The following is an 810-nucleotide window of genomic DNA, read 5'->3' as shown; positions in this document are numbered from 1 at the left end:
GCTGGGCCTATGCGAGGCCGGCATCGCCCGCCGCCGCTGGCCGCCGGCGTTGGCGGGCCTCGCCCTGCTGGTGCTGTTGGGGGCCGGGGTGACGGGCTGGTGGTGGCAGGCGCGTGGGAGCGGGGCGCTGCGCCCGGTGGCGATCGGCACCAAGACCTTCTCCGAACAATATATTCTGGCCGAGCTGGTGGCCGCCGATCTCCGGCAGCAGGGCCAGCCGGTGGAAATCCGCTCGGGGCTGGGATCGGGCATCGCCTTCCAGAGCCTGGCTGCCGGCGGTATCGACATCGGCATCGATTATTCCGGCACGCTGTGGACGCAGGCGCTGGGCCGCACCGACGTGGTGCCGCGCGAGACGATGCTGCTCATCCTGGCGCGCGAGCTGAAGGCGCGCCACGGCGTCACCGTGGCGGCGCGGCTGGGGTTCGAGAATGCCTATGCACTGGCCATGCGCCGCAGCGATGCCGAGCGGCTTGGCGTGAACACGATCAGCGACCTGGCGCGCGTCGGGCCACAACTCAAACTGGCCACCGATCTCGAATTCCAGTCGCGCGCCGAATGGGCGGCGCTGCAGCATGTCTATGGCCTCTCGTTCGCGCGGATTCGTGCCTTCACCCCCGTGCTGATGCTGGCGGCCTTGCAGGATGGCAGCGCCGATGTCGTCACCGCCTACAGCAGCGACGGCGCGCTGGCCGGCGCCGATATCGTGCTGCTGGCCGATGATCGCGGCGCGCTGCCGGCCTATGATGCGCTGCTGCTGGTGGCGCCGGGCCGCGAGGCCCTCGCGCGCCGGCTGGCCCGCTATGAAGG

Annotated in this window: 1 protein-coding gene; it reads left to right on the top strand. The window is 71.0% G+C overall.

The annotated features are described in order from the left end of the window. On the top strand, nucleotides 1-810 hold an 810-nt coding region (locus GJV64_RS15025), incomplete at both ends, for a glycine betaine ABC transporter substrate-binding protein (RefSeq protein WP_328799208.1).

Origin of the sequence: Sandarakinorhabdus rubra (genome assembly GCF_010994245.1) — a bacterium.
In the GTDB taxonomy this organism is placed as follows: domain Bacteria; phylum Pseudomonadota; class Alphaproteobacteria; order Sphingomonadales; family Sphingomonadaceae; genus Sandarakinorhabdus; species Sandarakinorhabdus rubra.
This window is presented reverse-complemented; position numbering and strand designations above follow the sequence as displayed.